The 14,521-nt window shown below is 67.0% G+C and carries 14 protein-coding genes; 6 read left to right on the top strand and 8 right to left on the bottom strand.

From position 1 onward, the window contains the following. Positions 1-127: 127 nt before the first annotated feature. Complete coding sequence (locus ON26_RS26565) at positions 128-814, top strand: NAD(P)H oxidoreductase (protein WP_040799984.1); 687 nt, start codon at positions 128-130, stop codon at positions 812-814. A gap of 87 nt (positions 815-901) precedes the next feature. After that, positions 902-1,891 carry an NYN domain-containing protein gene (locus ON26_RS26560; RefSeq protein ID WP_083884369.1) on the top strand — a complete coding sequence of 330 codons (990 nt, stop codon included), beginning with the start codon at positions 902-904 and terminating at the stop codon, positions 1,889-1,891. A gap of 4 nt (positions 1,892-1,895) precedes the next feature. Here the strand turns inward: ON26_RS26560 and ON26_RS26555 are convergent, their stop codons facing one another. Beyond that, a complete protein-coding gene (locus ON26_RS26555) occupies positions 1,896-2,420 on the bottom strand; it encodes an Rv2253 family sensor-like surface protein (RefSeq protein WP_040799981.1) in 525 nt (174 codons plus the stop codon). 318 nt (positions 2,421-2,738) lie between these two features. Between ON26_RS26555 and gabT the strand changes: the two genes are divergently transcribed. Beyond that, entirely contained in the window at positions 2,739-4,076 is a 1,338-nt protein-coding gene (gene gabT, locus ON26_RS26550; protein ID WP_040799978.1) for a 4-aminobutyrate--2-oxoglutarate transaminase, read from the top strand. Between the two features lie 104 nt (positions 4,077-4,180). Here gabT and ON26_RS26545 read toward each other — a convergent pair whose 3' ends face one another. Further along, positions 4,181-4,555, bottom strand: a complete 375-nt coding sequence (locus tag ON26_RS26545) for a VOC family protein (protein WP_040799974.1) — start codon at positions 4,553-4,555, stop codon at positions 4,181-4,183. Between the two features lie 65 nt (positions 4,556-4,620). On the opposite strand from ON26_RS26545, the gene ON26_RS26540 reads away from it, so the two are divergent. After that, complete coding sequence (locus ON26_RS26540; RefSeq protein ID WP_245546073.1) at positions 4,621-5,004, top strand: winged helix-turn-helix transcriptional regulator; 384 nt, start codon at positions 4,621-4,623, stop codon at positions 5,002-5,004. 734 nt (positions 5,005-5,738) lie between these two features. Here the strand turns inward: ON26_RS26540 and ON26_RS26535 are convergent. The 5 genes from ON26_RS26535 to rpsF all read right to left on the bottom strand — a co-directional run bounded on the left by ON26_RS26535 (position 5,739) and on the right by rpsF (position 10,590). Further along, positions 5,739-8,210, bottom strand: a complete 2,472-nt coding sequence (locus ON26_RS26535) for a replicative DNA helicase (protein WP_040799968.1) — start codon at positions 8,208-8,210, stop codon at positions 5,739-5,741. A 652-nt stretch (positions 8,211-8,862) separates the two neighbouring features. Then, positions 8,863-9,318, bottom strand: a complete 456-nt coding sequence (gene rplI / locus ON26_RS26530) for a 50S ribosomal protein L9 (protein ID WP_040799965.1) — start codon at positions 9,316-9,318, stop codon at positions 8,863-8,865. Between the two features lie 17 nt (positions 9,319-9,335). Next, the gene (gene rpsR / locus ON26_RS26525; RefSeq protein ID WP_040799962.1) at positions 9,336-9,587 is read right to left on the bottom strand and encodes a 30S ribosomal protein S18; all 252 of its coding nucleotides are present in this window, start codon (positions 9,585-9,587) and stop codon (positions 9,336-9,338) included. A 68-nt stretch (positions 9,588-9,655) separates the two neighbouring features. Then, positions 9,656-10,198, bottom strand: a complete 543-nt coding sequence (locus ON26_RS26520) for a single-stranded DNA-binding protein (RefSeq protein WP_040799959.1) — start codon at positions 10,196-10,198, stop codon at positions 9,656-9,658. Positions 10,199-10,302: 104 nt separating this feature from the next. Then, positions 10,303-10,590, bottom strand: coding sequence for a 30S ribosomal protein S6 (gene rpsF, locus ON26_RS26515; RefSeq protein WP_040799956.1), 288 nt, complete (start codon positions 10,588-10,590; stop codon positions 10,303-10,305). A gap of 172 nt (positions 10,591-10,762) precedes the next feature. Here rpsF and ON26_RS26510 point away from each other — a divergent pair, with 172 nt between their 5' ends. Together ON26_RS26510 and ON26_RS26505 are read left to right on the top strand one after the other, a co-directional pair. Then, entirely contained in the window at positions 10,763-12,133 is a 1,371-nt protein-coding gene (locus tag ON26_RS26510; protein ID WP_083884379.1) for a glycosyltransferase family 87 protein, read from the top strand. Between the two features lie 52 nt (positions 12,134-12,185). After that, the gene (locus ON26_RS26505; protein WP_040799953.1) at positions 12,186-13,148 is read left to right on the top strand and encodes a DUF389 domain-containing protein; all 963 of its coding nucleotides are present in this window, start codon (positions 12,186-12,188) and stop codon (positions 13,146-13,148) included. Between the two features lie 97 nt (positions 13,149-13,245). Here the strand turns inward: ON26_RS26505 and ON26_RS26500 are convergent, their stop codons facing one another. Further along, positions 13,246-14,373: a DUF475 domain-containing protein gene (locus tag ON26_RS26500; RefSeq protein WP_040800183.1), complete on the bottom strand. Its 1,128-nt coding sequence runs from the start codon at positions 14,371-14,373 to the stop codon at positions 13,246-13,248. Positions 14,374-14,521: the final 148 nt, after the last annotated feature.

Genomic DNA, 14,521 nt, shown 5'->3' with positions numbered 1-14,521 from the left:
GTCGAGCGTAGACGAACTCCTATCGAATGGAGATCCTCACCCATAGATCGTCCACGGAATCGGCGGTGGAATGGGATCGGAACGCACCACCGATCGTCCGGAACGCCGGACTCCAGGAAGGATTCCCATGCAGCCCACTCGGATCGAGGGCACCACTGCGACCGCCTTGGTCGTCCTCGCCCATCCCCGCCCCGACTCGCTCACCGCCCATATCGCCCGGCTGACCGCCCAGCGCCTCACCGCGGCCGGCTACCGCATCGACCTGCTCGATCTGCACGCCGAGGACTTCGATCCCCGGATGACCGCCGCCGACCTTCCCGAATGGGGCAACCGCGACAAGACCTACTCCGCCGAGGTCGAGAGCCACATGCGCCGAATCCTCGCCGCCGACATCGTCGTCGCGGTGTTCCCGGTGTACTGGGTGCAGGTCCCGGCCATCCTCAAAGGCTGGATCGACCGCGTGTGGAACTACGGATTCGCCTACGGCCGCAGCAAGCCCCGGCTCGCGGGCAAGCGGGCGCTGTGGCTCGGACTGGCAGGCGCGGCGGCCGACGACCCGCTGGTCGACATCATGCGGCAGTCGCTGAGCGCTCAACTCGACGACGGCATCGCCTACTACTGCGGCTTTGCCGAGTCGTCGGTCGGCCTGTTGCCCGGCGCCGAGGAACAGCAGCAGCGCGTCGACGCCGAGGGCACGCTGCTGTTCGACGACGCGCTCACCGGCGCCGCGCGTGACGCCCACTACGCCACGCTGGAGAACCGGGCGACGGCGCTCGTCGACGCCTTCCTCACCCGGGACCGGGTGCCCGCCTGACCGGCCTGCCGCCGGCCCCGGACCGACACCTGGACCTTCCTGCCGATCCCCACCGTCACGACCGCCTGCCCGTGCCATAGTGGGCGCATGCGGTCGACGTGTTCCCTCTATGTAGATGCCGGGTACCTGCTCGCGTCCGCCGCCACGCGGGTCACCGGCACCTCGCTGCGCAGCGGGATCCACGTCGACTACACGAAACTGATCAGCTCGCTGGTGGAGGCCGCCGAGGCCAGGTCGGGGCTGCCGGTGCTGCGATTGCACTGGTACGACTCGGCGCGCAACGGCGTGCCGGACGCCCAGCAGGAGCGGATCGGGGAGATCTCCAAGGTCAAGCTCCGGCTCGGGCGGTTCGGCGTGAACGGCGAGCAGAAGGGCGTGGACCTGCGGATCGGGCTCGATCTGGTGGCCCATGCCCGCAACGGCGCCTCGGATGTGTTCTTCCTCGTCTCCGGCGACGACGACCTCACCGAGGCCGTCGAAGAGGCCCAGGTGCACGGCGTGCAGGTCGTGGTGCTCGCCGTGCCCACCGCCGCGGGCCGGTCGCACGGCGTGAGCAGGCACCTGATCCGTGCCGCCGACGAACTCGACAATATCGACGGCGCGGCGGTGGACGCGGCCGTCATGAAGGTCGACCGACCCCCGGTGCCCGAACCGGTCGCCCCCGAGCCGCCGCCCGCTGTGCCGCGCCCGTCGAGCGCGCCGGTCCGTCCGACCGTCCGCACTCCGCTCGACCTCGCGGCCGCCGCGCAGGCCCCCGCCCCGCGCCCGCCGAAGAGCGTGCTGGCCTACAGCGTCTCCACCGGATCGCCCGGCCGAGGGCTGCCCGCGTACTGCGAGGACGTGGACGAGCAGGAGCAGCTGATCGACGAGGTGGTGACGCGGGTCCTGGCCTCGTTCCGGGAAAGCGCCACCGCCGCCGACAAATTGGAACTCCAGCGCGCCCGCCCGTCGATCCCCCGCGACATCGACGGCGCGCTGCTGCTCGACGCCTCCGACGCACTGCAGAAGTACGACCTGGACGAGGGCATCCGGTACCGCCTGCGCTCACGCTTCTGGGAGAAGTACGACGAGACCTGAGTGATCAGCTGCTGCCGAACGGCCCGCCGGGCGGCCGGACGGGATAGGCCGCGACATCCATGATCACCGAGCCCTCGCACGGCCCGCTGTCGATATCGGTCCGCCAGGAACCGGTCAGCGTCCCGTTCGGTCGCGGCGTGTAGTACGCGACCGAGTGCGCGGGTGCCCACACCTTCGGCACGCCCTCGCCCTGGTAGCAGTCCCACTGCCAGTCGTAGGTGTGGACCCAGCTGGTTCCGTCCCAGGTGTAGCGCGCCGGTAGCGGCAGTGTCGGGTTGGCCGGCGCCGGGCCATCGATCACGGTCGCCACGCAGGTGCCGTCCGTGCAGGTCGTCTCGAAGGTATAGATATCGGCGAAGTCGGGCTCCGCTTGCCGGGCAGCCGGACTCGTGCCGGCCTTCGTCGCCGCGAAGCGCTTCAGTGAGTACTCGCCCGACCAGGACGGTTGGGTCGGCGCCGCACCCGCGGGCAGAGTCCCGGCCACCGATCCGGACACGATCAACGCCACTACCACCAGTGACTTGCGCATCCCGAGATTGAACCACCGAAATCGCCGATGGCCGTGAGTGCCGCGCTATGGCGCGTATCGAAGTGCTCGCATCCGGCCCGCGAAGAGCGCCGCGCCGTAGAATTGGGAACTCCAGCGCGCGGCCTCCGACCCGCCTGACATCGCTGACGCACTCCGGCTCGACGCTTCCGACGCACGACCGAAGAACGACCCGGACGAAGAGAGCCGGTACCCGCCTGTGGTCGCGTTCCCGGCACAGGCACTACGAAAACGATCGATGACCTCGACGAGCGGCCCGATGCGCCCGTCGAAGTCGCGCCCGCCGAAGGAGCTCACCCGATGACCGGCTTCACCTATCGTCTGGCTCAGCGGCGCCGGATCATCACCGAGCTCCCCGGCCCCGAGTCACTGGAACTCACAGCCCGCCGCCGGGCCGCGGTCGCCGCCGGGGTCGGCTCCGCCATGCCCGTCTACGCCGCGGATGCCGACGGCGGCGTCATCGTGGACGTGGACGGCAACTCGCTGATCGACCTCGGCTCCGGAATCGCTGTCACCGGTGTCGGCGCTTCCCACCCGGCCGTCGTGGCCGCCGTGGCGGACCAGGCGGCGCACTTCACCCACACCTGTTTCATGGTCACCCCGTACGAGAGCTACATCCGGGTGGCCGAGGAGCTGGCCGCCCTCACCCCGGGCGATCACGAGAAGCGGACGGTGCTGTTCAACTCCGGCGCCGAGGCCGTGGAGAACGCCGTCAAGATCGCCCGCCTGGCCACCGGGAAGACCGCCGTCGTCGCGTTCGACCACGCCTACCACGGGCGGACCAACCTCACCATGGCGCTGACCGCGAAGTCGATGCCGTACAAGGCGCACTTCGGCCCGTTCGCCCCCGAGATCTACCGGATGCCCGCGTCCTACCCGTTCCGCGACGGCCTCACCGGCGAGCAGGCCGCGCACCGGGCGATCACACAGATCGAGAAGCAGATCGGCGCCGATTCCCTCGCCGCCGTCGTCTCCGAACCGATCCAGGGCGAAGGCGGATTCATCGTGCCCGCACCGGGATTCGTGCCGAGGCTGGTCGCCTGGGCGAAAGACAACGGCGTGCTGTTCATCGCCGACGAAGTCCAGACCGGCTTCGCCCGCACCGGCGACTGGTTCGCCTGCGAGCACGAGGGCGTCGTCCCCGACCTGATCACGATGGCGAAGGGCATCGCGGACGGGATGCCGCTCGCCGCGGTCACCGGTCGCGCGGATCTCCTCGACGCGGTGCACGCCGGTGGGCTCGGCGGCACCTACGGCGGCAACCCGGTCGCCTGCGCCGCCGCACTGGCCACCATCGGCGTCATGCGCGAGCTCGATCTACCGGCCCGGGCCGGGCAGATCGAGGCACTGGCCGAGCCCCGCCTGCGAAAGCTCGCAGACGAACTCGACCTGATCGGCGAGGTCCGCGGCCGTGGCGCCATGCTCGCCCTCGAACTGGTCCGCCCCGGCACCGGCGAGCCCGATGCCGAGGCCGCGAAAGCCGTTGTCGCGCAGACCTTCGCCAACGGTGTCATCACGCTGATCTGCGGCACCTACGGCAATGTCATCCGGTTGCTGCCGCCGCTGGTCATCGATGACGATCTGCTGACCGAGGCGCTCGACGTCCTCGAAGCGGCGCTGCGTACACACATCGCCTGACCGAGCTTTCCGGTACCGGGCAGCGGAAGGTCTCTCGAGGGAAGGGGCGCCCACGGGTGAATGTGAGCGGCAGTGTGGACAACTGCGGCCGGTCGATCCGAGGGTCAACCGAGCACGCGGGTCCGCACCTCCGGCGACCATTCCACGTATTCGACAGTCGTCCCGTCAGGATGGCGGAGATAGACGAACTGTCCGGTCTCGCTCGTGAACGGCCCGCCGGTCACCTCGGCTCCCCGAGCCGTGACACGAGCCATCAACCGGCCGAGATCGTCGACCACCACCGGACCGACCGTCGAGCGATGACGATCGATGTGTTCGGGCTCGCCCGCGATGAGCAGAAAATCGCCGACGGCCGCCAGTTCCGCCTGCTCGAAACCGAACCGCAGATCCGCGGGAGCGCCGACGATGCTCTCGTAAAACGGCAGGGCGGTGTCGAGGTCGGCAACGAACAGCCGGGCGTATGTCTTCAGGATCCGCACGTGCCGAACGCTACGGTGAATCGACCGGCGGCAGCAGTACGCACTCGAAAGTGAGCGGTGATCCCTTGGGCGGCAACGACGACGCGGAACAGCGTGCACGCGATATCGCGTTGCGCGTGTTCGCCGCGATATCGACCAAGTGGGGCCTACGGGTTCTGGAAGAGATCGACGCGGGCACCCACCGCTTCCGCGAACTGCACCGCGCGATTGAGGGCATCAGCTACAAGATGCTCACCCAGACCCTGCGTGACCTCGAAAACCACGGCCTCGTCGAGCGATACGACCACGGCACCGCGAACCCCCGCGTCGACTACACCCTCACCGAAGCAGGCACACAACTCGTGACCGCCATCCACGCCCTCTGCGACTGGTCACGCTCCCACCTGGACCATCTCCTCGACGTACCGGCACATCGAGACCATCCATCGACATCCCGCCGAACAGGCTGACAGTCAACCTGTTCGGCCCCTACTGCTCGGCGCCCCGCAGGTCTATGACGCCGGCGAAACGGGGCTGCGAGCCCATATCGCCTGATCCGGCAGAGCATCGCCGACGACCGCGAGTTCTGCCTGTTCGATGCAGAATCGCAGATCCGCCGGAGCGCCGACGATGCTCCTCCGACATTGTTGATCTGATCCGCATTCACATTCAGCGTTCCTTGCCAGCCGTCCACTGTGGTGACGATCCGAACCGAGCCGCCGGTCTGGTTGACCCACACCTTCTCGTCGTAACCGTGCTGGGCGATATAGTTGGAGTCACCTTTGATCGAGGCGGGTTCCGATTCGTTCGGTAGCATTGCTCGAAGCCGAGTTTCGCCCACGCCGACCAACGATGCCTTCGTCACGGTGCACGTCGCTCCCGAACCAATTTTGTCTCCGGGCTCGATGGATCCGTATTCGATAGCCAGATCTGTTACCCTATCTGTATTGACCGACCATTTGTTTGTGCCGTCCAAGACGGTAGCGTCATCGAACGTGGAATATTGATCGACAGCCATCGGCGGCCATTTATTATCGGGCAGTCCGTCGATATCCGAGCTCGCTTGCGCGATCTTGTTGCCGTTGATAATGCTGTTCTGCGCAGAGCTGACCGATCTATGTCGCACAATCGATGGCCATGTGGCCATCGATTGGCAACCTATATTGAGATCTGGCCGCCTATTTCGAGACCCCACAAGTAGCCATCATCCTCGAGCCATGTCGACGAACCGGCTGAGGTGCAACTGATGAGCAACCGTGATAGTGGCGGTGGGGCCGTTCCTATGCTTGCCGAGTATCAGGTCAGCCTCACCGCCACGCGGATCGTCGCGTTCGAAGGCGTCGGGCCGGTGCAATAGGATGACCATGTCGGCGTCCTGCTCCAGACTGTTGTGTACCGAAATGCCCTGGGCGACGAAGTTGTGCGTGCCCGGCACCGTGCCGTCGTAGACCTCCTGCTCACCGAGCGAGGTGATCTCGACGATCCTGTCCCAGAACACATCGTTCGTCGCGAACATCTCGATGTCGGCGTCGTCGAGGATCGTGGCGACGCGAGCCAGCCGGGATCGGCTCGGCGAGCGCTTCCACATCGTGGAGCCGCAGAAACGCGAGCCCATAGCCGCGGAGAACTCACGGTGGGTCATCCGCTCGGCGGCGAGCAGAGTGCGGACCTGGTTCCACACTTCCTTCGGGACGGTGTCGACATTCGTGTTGCGGGTGAGCGGCTCCAGCTCGGCCAGCGCTGCCTCGGCTGCGACACCGCGTGCCCCGTGGACGCCGATGTCCCGCAGGAAAACGGTCTGGTTGTCGGCGCCGTCGACGGTGAGGTGCCAGCAGTCGCGATAGCCGGTCCTCTTCACCCGCCTGATACGGGCGTGTACGCCCAACCGCAGCAGCAGTTGAGCCAGGTCGTCGACGAGACGACGGCTGGTGGACGCGTAGTAGATCCTGGCCTGGCGTCCCTTGGCATCCCAGCGCACCGATCCGTCAGTGGCCCACAGGTGTCGTACGAAAAGCGCTACCTGGTCGTTCGGCAAACCGAAGACTCTGTCGGGCACGGATTTCTCATAGCTGCGCAGACCGAACAGACCCAGTTCGGCACGGGAGCCGTCGCCGATCATGTGGGCGAGCAGTACGATCTCGGCCTCGGCCATGCGTTCGGTGTGTGCCGGCTCGGGCACCAGACGAGGAGTGGCGAGCCGGTCGTCGACCTTCAGCTTCTCCAGCGGAATCCATCCGTCGACGGTCAGGAACGGATGGTTGCCGGTGGCCTCCACCTCTCGTCCCGAGGCCAGTCGAAGGCGGAACACTTCTTTGCGTCCGCTGGGGAATACCTTGACCATCGGGCGCGCAACCATCCGCATCCGGTCGTCCAGCGACCACACCAACGGCTGTTCTCCGCCGGCGAGCAGATCCCCGAGCGTCGTCTCCGCACCGGTATCGGCGCGCAGAATCCGAGTCGATGCAGGAAGGCAGCCCGACTCGCGAAGGTCGGAGACCATCGGCCTTTTGTCGGTTCGCTGTTCCGGACCACGGTTCAGCTGACTGATCGCGACCACCGGAACTTCCAATTCCTTGGCGAGCAGTTTCAGGTTTCGGGAGAAATCCGAGACTTCCTGCTGACGCGACTCGACCTTCTTGCCGGAGGTCATCAGCTGCAGGTAGTCGACCACGACGAGCTTGAGATCGTGGCGCTGCTTGAGGCGGCGGGCCTTGGCGCGGATCTCCATCATGGTGAGGTTCGGGGAATCGTCCACGAAAAGCGGAGCCTCGCTGATCTCGCTCATCCGGCGGGCCAGTTTGGTCCAGTCGTCGTCGCTCATCCGGCCCGAACGCATATCGCCGAGTTTGATTTTCGCTTCGGCCGAGAGGAGGCGCATGACGATTTCGGTGCGGCTCATCTCCAGAGAGAAGATGACGCTCGCCAAACCATGTTTGATCGAGCAGCTGCGCATGAAATCCATTCCCAGCGTGCTTTTGCCGACGCCAGGCCTCGCGGCGACGATGATCATCTGCCCGGGGTGCAGACCATTGGTGATCTCGTCGAGTTCGGTGAATCCGGTGGGGACGCCGAGGGAAATTCCACCGCGGGAGGCGATGGAGTCGATCTCGTCCATCGTGGGCTGGAGGAGTTCTTCCAGGGGGAGGAAGTCCTCGGTGGTGCGGCGTTCGGTGACCTCGTAGACCTCGGCCTGGGCGCGGTCGACGACCTCGGCGATGTCCTGGCCGTCGGCGCCGGCGTAGCCGTACTGCACGATGCGGGTGCCTGCTTCGACGAGGCGGCGCAGGATGGCCTTCTCGGCGACGATTTCGGCGTAGAAGCCGGCGTTGGCGGCGGTGGGGACGGTCTGGGTCAGGGTGACCAGGTAGGGGGCGCCACCGATGCGCTTGAGTTCGCCGCGGCGTTCGAGGCCCGCGGCGACGGTGACGGGGTCGGCGGGTTCGCCGCGGCCGTAGAGGTCGAGGATGGTGTCGTAGACGGCCTGGTGCGCGGGGCGGTAGAAGTCGCCGGGGCGCAGCACTTCCACGACGTCGGCGATGGCGTCCTTGCTGAGTAGCATGCCGCCCAGGACGGACTGCTCGGCGGCCATGTCGTGGGGCGGCTGACGGCCGAAATCCTCGCCGGGGGGCTCGGGCGGGAAATCGCCACGGGGCCCGCGGTCATCGGTGGTCGTCACCTGCTCGACGTCCTCTCTCCTCGACGATCAGGCCAGCTCCACGATCGGGTTCCACCGTTGTGGATGAATCGTGTTCTACTCCCTGGCACCGACAGATTCGCCCTCGTCGCGGGTCGGCTCAGCAACCCCGGCGCACGGTGCCGGTTCGCGGCGGCCGAACGGGGTCCTGTTGTGGACAATGCGTGGACACTAGCGAGCGGACACGCCGTCGCCAAATGCACCTGTGGACAGACCTGTGGATAACTTGTGGAGTGTTTACCCATGGATGTGCACCCCCTGTGGACAACTTGGGGAAAACCGTGTGAGGACACGCCGAAGCCGCTGATAGATGCTTGTTTCTGCATCTATACAGATGTGGATAGATATTTTTGCGGCGTGTCGCCTCGAGTGAACAACCGGGCGTGTCAGGTGAACGGCACGGGTGTTCGATATGAACCAGGTCACAGTGAGGGCGGTTGGTTTTCGTATTCATCCACCGGTGATCCACAGGACATCGCGGACGCGGAGGTATCACCGGCGCGAGTCGTGCGCGCCGGGTATCGAGCACGGCCGACAGATCATGGCAAATGCCGTGCAACCGGTCCGCGGAGCAGCCGTCGTCACCCCCGCCCGGGTGAGCGGGGGTGACGACGGCGGAGCAGAACTGCCGCTGTCAGGAAGCGGCTTCGACCTGCAGGTCGAACTTCGCGGTCACATCGGGGTGCAGGTGCACCGCGATGGTGTGCTTGCCGGTCGACTTGATGTGCGACTTCGGCAGCTCGATGCTGCGCTTGTCCAGCACGGGGCCACCGGCGGTCTTCACCGCGGCGGCGACGTCGGCCTGGGTGACCGAGCCGAACAGCTTGCCGGTGCCCGCGGTCTTCACGCTCAGCGAGACCGAATCCAGGCCCTCGATGGCCTGCTTCAGCTCGTTGGCGTGATCGAGGTCGCGCACCCGGCGGGCCTCCTGCGAGCGGCGGATGCCCTCGACCTGCTTTTCCGCACCTCGGCTGGCGACGATGGCCAGACCGCGGGGCAGCAGGTAGTTGCGTCCGTAACCGTCCTTGACCTCGACGGTATCGCCGGGGGCACCGAGGTTGTCCACATCAGCGGTCAGAATCAACTTCATTTGCGTGCCTCCCTTGCTCAGCGAGCCGTCGACACGTAAGGCAGCAGGGCCACCTCACGCGAGTTCTTCACGGCGACAGCGACGTCGCGCTGGTGCTGCACGCAGTTGCCGGTCACCCGGCGAGCGCGGATCTTGCCGCGATCACTGACGTACTTGCGCAGCAGCGCCGTGTCCTTGTAGTCGATCGAAACGTTGCCGGACTTGCTTTCCTTGCAGAAAGTGCAAGCCTTCTTCTTCAGCACCTTTTCGCGCGCGGGCGCCTTAGGCATGGTCTTCTACCTTCGTTTTCTGTCTGGCCCGCACGAATGCGGGCCGAGTGAAGCCGTTCGAGACCAGCTCAGAACGGCGGTTCGTCATCGATGCGGCCGCCGCCCCCGAAGGAGCCGGCCGCGGGCGCGCTGCCCCACGGGTCGTCTTCTGCCGCACCACGATTGCCGCCACCGGCGCCGGCCGGAGCCGAGGAACCGGCGTAGTTGCCGCCTCCGCCGCCGAAACCACCACCACCGCCGCCACCGCGGCCTGCCTTGTTGACCTTCGCGGTCGCGTAACGCAGGGAGGGACCGACCTCGTCGACCTCGAGTTCGACGACCGTGCGCTTCTCGCCCTCGCGGGTTTCGTAGGAGCGCTGCTTGAGTCGTCCGCTCACGATGACGCGAGCGCCTCGGGTCAGGCTCTCGGCGACGTTCTCCGCTGCTTCACGCCAGATGTTGCAGCGCAGGAAGAGCGCTTCGCCGTCTTTCCACTCGTTGGTGTTCCGATCGAACACCCGTGGGGTGGACGCGACGGTGAAATTCGCAACCGCCGCTCCCGCGGGCGTGAAACGCAGTTCGGGGTCGGCCGTCAGGTTACCGATGACCGTGATGACCGTGTCGCCTGCCATGTGGGTTCCTCCTGGTGAGTCGCGGACACACTCGCTGTCGCGCTAGAGCCTAGAGTCAGGCACCGACGCTCACGAGAGACATGCGCGGACCCGGGGTAGCGGCCTTACTTGCCGTGGCGCAGAACCTTGGTGCGCAGCACGGTCTCGTTGAGGCCCAGCTGGCGGTCGAGCTCGCTCACGGTCGCGGGGGTCGCGGTGAGATCGATGACGGCGTAGATGCCTTCGGCCTGCTTGCGGATCTCGTAGGCGAGACGGCGGCGGCCCCAGATGTCGACCTTGTCGATCTTGCCGCCCTCGGTCTTGACGACGGAGAGCAGGTTATCCAGGGACGGACCAACGGTGCGCTCGTCCAGGCTCGGATCGAGGATGACCATCACTTCGTAATGACGCACGGACCAATCACCTCCTGTGGACTAGGAAACGGCCACGGACGGTCCGTGGCAGGAGGGTTCGTTGCGTCAGCAACCCGACAAGGCTACATGAGCGGCCCCTGAGCAGCGAAATCGCCCGGTCCGGCCGCTCGTGGCTGCCTACCGGCCGACTGTCCGGCCTAGGGTGGTGATCATGGCGACCGGAACCGCCCCCAGCGTGTTGCCCGCCGGCCGTGTGTCCCGCCGGGCCGTCGCGACGGCGGCGGTGGTGCTGCTGTGCGGGCTGACCCTGGTGCTGGCTTACCTGAACAAGGCGCGCTGCGCGGGCCCCCCGTTCTACGACGACGGTCGCAGCGTGGCCTTCGACATGGTCAAGGACGCCCGGGTCTGCTACTCCGATATCCAGTACCTGTGGCTGGGCCGCGATATCGACAATCACGTCTTTCCCTATATCCACGGCGCCATCACCGCCGACGGCTGGCTGACCGGCGGCACCGTCGAATATCCGGTGCTCACCGGCCTGTTGATGTGGCTGGGCGCGGTCGGCGCGCACGACGACGCGCAGTTCCTGTGGCACTCGGCCCTGCTGCTGGCGCCGTTCGCGTTGCTGACGGCCTGGCTGCTGGCCCGGCTCGCCGGCCGGTGGGCGCTGTTGTGGGCGGCCGGGCCGCCGCTGGTGCTCTACGCCTTCCACAACTGGGAACTGCCGGTGGTGTGCGCGGCGGTGGCCGCGATGTACGTGGTGACGGCGCTGACCCGGTATTCGTTGCGCACCAGGGCAATTCTGGCGGCCGTACTGCTCGGACTCGGCTTCTGCCTGAAGATCTATCCGGGCATCTTCGTGCTGCCGTTGGTGCTGCTGGTGCTCACCGGGGGAGTGGGGCGCGAGGAGTCCGGGCAGCGGCGCTACGACGTGCGCGGGGCGCTGATGACGGCGGGAGCCGCGGTGGCCACGGTGGTGCTGGTGAACCTGCCGTTCGCGATCGCCGGATACGAGGGCTGGCGCGCGTCGTTCAGCTTCCAGCAAGCGCGGGAGACCGACATCACCACCAATTCGATCTGGTACTGGAGTCATCACCTGCTGGTCGGGCGGTTCGCCGAGATGGAGCAGAGCTGGCACGACGGGGTCGGGCTGGCCTCGCCGCTGCTGATCGTGGCGTCGTTCCTGGGGGCGGCGTGGATCGGTTGGCAGCGCTACGCCGCGGGCGAGGTCTATCCGTGGATCGCCGTCAGTGCGGCGATGCTGTGTGGATTCCTGGTTTTCCACAAGGTGCACTCGCCGCAGTACACCTTGTGGCTGATCCCGTTCTTCGTATTGCTCGTGGTCCCCTGGCAGGTGGTCGTTGCCTACCTGCTCGCCGATATGGCGATCGGGATCGGGGTGTTCCGGTACTTCTACCTGCTCGGTTCGGGCGCGCCGAGCGAGTGGGCCGAGGCGGTGGTCGAGTTCGGGGTGTGGGGCCGGGCGTCGCTGCTGATCTGGCTCTTCTTCCTGTTCGCCCACGCCCCGACCCGGTGGTCGCGGGGAACCGGGGCCCGGGCCGAGGCGATCCCCGCCGGGTGAGTCGCGCCCGTATTGCCCGGCGAACCAGGGGGCCGCGGGCGACACTGAGTGGATGTTGCAGTTACGGGTGCTCTCACCCGCCGCGTTGACCGAGGGCGTGCTGGCGACGCTGACCGAGGACCCGGCGGTGAGCGGGCTGGCGCTGGTGCGCGGCGCCGCCATGAAACCGGCGGGGGATCTGATCTTCGCCGAGGTCGCGCGGGAGGCGGGCAACGACGTGATCGACCGGCTGCGCGAGCTGGGCGTGCACCAGCAGGGCAGCATCGAGATCGACCAGGTGCGGACATGGTTGTCGCGCAGCGGTTTCGAGGCCGAGGTGCGCACGCCGGGCAGCAGCGCGGACACGGTGGTCTGGGCGGAGGTCGCGCAGCGCTCCTACGAGGAGTCCGAGCTGAACTGGACCTACCTGAGCTTCATGACGCTGGCGACGATCATGGCGGCGATCGCGATCGTGCTCGATTCGCAGATCCTGGTGATCGGGGCGATGGTGCTCGGCCCGGAGTTCGGCGCCATCGCCGCGCTCGGTGTCGCGCTGGTGCGCAAGCGGTACGTGCTGTTCGGGCTCGCGGCGCGCACCTTGGTGATCGGGTTCGTGGTCGGCATCGCCACCACATTCCTGCTGGCGCTGGCGGCCAGGGCGGTCGGCTGGGTCGACGCGGGCCACGTGACGGGCGCGCATCCGAACACCGAATTCGTCTACAGCCCGGACAGGTGGTCGCTGGTGATCGCGCTGATCGCCGCGGCGGCCGGGGTGCTGGCGCTGACCTCGGCGAAATCCGGCGCGCTCGTCGGGGTGTTCATTTCGGTGACCACGGTGCCCGCCGCGGGCAATATCGCGCTCGGCGCGGCCTTCGGCGCCTGGCCGTCGGTGTGGGGCAGTGTGGCGCAGTTGCTGGTGAATCTGTCCGGGATGGCGCTGGCGGGGTGGGCGACGCTGGCGGTGCAGCGGCGGGTGTGGTCGCGGGTTTCGGTGCGCCGGGCGAAGGCGCTGCACCTGCCCTACCGGATGCTCTGATACCCGCCCGCGGGGCGGGGCCGGAAACGACAGCGGCAGCGATCCCTCCGAGCCGGAGGCGATCGCTGCCGCTGGGTTCTCTACGGGTGATGAAAGGTCAGGAGACCGGGGTCGCGGACTTCTCGTCCTCGATCTCGCCCGCCCCGTCACCGTCGCCGTCGCCCTCACGCCGGTTGCGCAGCACGCTGCTGATGAACGCGGCGCCGATGAAGGCGACGCCGACCAGGCCGGTGATGACCTCGTTGATGTGCACGCCGATCGAGATGAACAGGATGATCGCCAGCGCGCCGATGGCCCAGTGCGCGCCGTGCTCGAGGTAGACGTACTCCGAGAGCGTGCCCTTGCGCACCAGGTACACCGTGATGGACCGGACGAACATGGCGCCGATCAGGCCGAGGCCGAGCGCGATGATGATCGGGTCGGAGGTGATGGCGAACGCGCCGATGACGCCGTCGAAGGAGAACGAGGCGTCGAGCACTTCCAGGTACAGGAACAGGAAGAAGCCCGCCTTGCCGGTGGCCTTCGCCAGGTCCGACGGGCCGCCGCTCGCCTCCTCCTCGAATTCCTCGGTGTGGAACATCGAGCCGAGGCCGTCGACGGCGATGTAGACGATCATGCCGAGCAGGCCGGACAGCAGCACCGTGGCGCGGACGTCGTCCTCGGCGAGGAACTCCGCGGCCAGCAGCAGGCCGATGCCGGCCACCACGACCGAGAGCATGTCGAGCTTGCCCGCGCGGGCCAGCGGGCGCTCCAGCCAGCTCAGCCAGGTGATCTCGCGTTCCTCGAAGATGAAGTTCAGGAACAGCAGTGCCAGGAACATGCCGCCGAAGGCCGCGATCGAGGGATGCGCGTCGGTCAGCAGGGTCTCGTAGCTCGGGCTGCCGTCCGGGAATGTGGGCGCGTCGTTCGGCGGCGGGTTCAGCGCCAGGTCGAACGCCTCCACGGGGTTCAGGCCGGCCGTCACCCAGACGATCGCCAGGGGAAACACCAGGCGCATGCCGAACACGGCGATCAGCACGCCGATCGTGAGGAAGATCTTCTGCCAGAACTCGCTCATCCGCTGCAGGACGGTGGCGTTGATGACAGCGTTGTCGAAGGAGAGAGAGACTTCGAGGATGCCCAGGATCGCGCACAAGAACAGCGCGGTGGGGCCGCCATAGAGGAACGCCACTACCAGCGATACCACTGTGACGAGGCCGGACAGGCCGAAAATGCGCAGGACCACGCGGGGACCTTTCATGGAGAGGTGGTGAATCGGCTAGGTCGATTTCCAGCGTGGCCGGTCATCGGGGGGATGTCCATCATTTGTGACCGCTTCTGCCGACGAAGAGGCGGTCGCAGGGCAGGTGACCACAGAAGACAGGGGGCTCGTC

Origin of the sequence: Nocardia higoensis NBRC 100133 (assembly GCF_000308595.1) — a bacterium.
Lineage (GTDB): Bacteria > Actinomycetota > Actinomycetes > Mycobacteriales > Mycobacteriaceae > Nocardia > Nocardia higoensis.
Note: the sequence above shows the minus strand (reverse complement) of the source record. Positions and strands in the feature narration are given on the sequence as shown.

What these genes read in the sequence shown, in the direction of transcription:
- rpsR (WP_040799962.1), bottom strand. Translation starts at nt 9,587, where the DNA reads ATGCCTAAGGCGCCCGCGCGCGAAAAGGTGCTGAAGAAGAAGGCTTGC.
- rplI (WP_040799965.1), bottom strand. Translation starts at nt 9,318, where the DNA reads ATGAAGTTGATTCTGACCGCTGATGTGGACAACCTCGGTGCCCCCGGC.
- ON26_RS26505 (WP_040799953.1), top strand. Translation starts at nt 12,186, where the DNA reads ATGTTGCAGTTACGGGTGCTCTCACCCGCCGCGTTGACCGAGGGCGTG.
- ON26_RS26520 (WP_040799959.1), bottom strand. Translation starts at nt 10,198, where the DNA reads ATGGCAGGCGACACGGTCATCACGGTCATCGGTAACCTGACGGCCGAC.
- gabT (WP_040799978.1), top strand. Translation starts at nt 2,739, where the DNA reads ATGACCGGCTTCACCTATCGTCTGGCTCAGCGGCGCCGGATCATCACC.
- ON26_RS26510 (WP_083884379.1), top strand. Translation starts at nt 10,763, where the DNA reads ATGGCGACCGGAACCGCCCCCAGCGTGTTGCCCGCCGGCCGTGTGTCC.
- ON26_RS26555 (WP_040799981.1), bottom strand. Translation starts at nt 2,420, where the DNA reads ATGCGCAAGTCACTGGTGGTAGTGGCGTTGATCGTGTCCGGATCGGTG.
- ON26_RS26565 (WP_040799984.1), top strand. Translation starts at nt 128, where the DNA reads ATGCAGCCCACTCGGATCGAGGGCACCACTGCGACCGCCTTGGTCGTC.
- ON26_RS26560 (WP_083884369.1), top strand. Translation starts at nt 902, where the DNA reads ATGCGGTCGACGTGTTCCCTCTATGTAGATGCCGGGTACCTGCTCGCG.